Source organism: Lacticaseibacillus manihotivorans DSM 13343 = JCM 12514 (assembly GCF_001435035.1).
Taxonomy (GTDB): Bacteria; Bacillota; Bacilli; order Lactobacillales; family Lactobacillaceae; genus Lacticaseibacillus; species Lacticaseibacillus manihotivorans.
In genome coordinates, this window is sequence record NZ_AZEU01000065.1 from 1 (window position 1) to 370 (window position 370).

Here is a 370-nt window from a genome sequence, read left to right on the forward strand (position 1 = left end):
CACAGAACGGTACAGCCGGACTGAGATCATCGTCAAGATTCCTGACTATCATGCGGACACCTGACTTAAAGCCTTTCAGGACACGATCGACGACTACGGGGCCAAGGAATTTGAGAGTATCACTTTTGACAATGGTTCCGAGTTTGCCAAGTTATCAGAGATTGTTGGAACCCAGATTTACTTCGCACATCCGTACTCGCCTTGGGAGCGTGGCACAAACGAGAACGCCAATGGACTGCTTAGGGAATTCTTCCCGAAAGGGAAGTCTCTCAGAGCAGTTACTCTGGTTGAAATTCAAGCAGTCCAATCCGCACTGAACCATCGTCCCAGACGTATTCTGAACTATCTTCGCCCATGCGATTACTACCGA

General features: G+C 48.9%; 1 pseudogene. It reads left to right on the forward strand.

Annotated features, from left to right (window positions below):
* A pseudogene (locus FD01_RS15635) lies at positions 1-370 on the forward strand (IS30 family transposase); the annotation flags it as partial.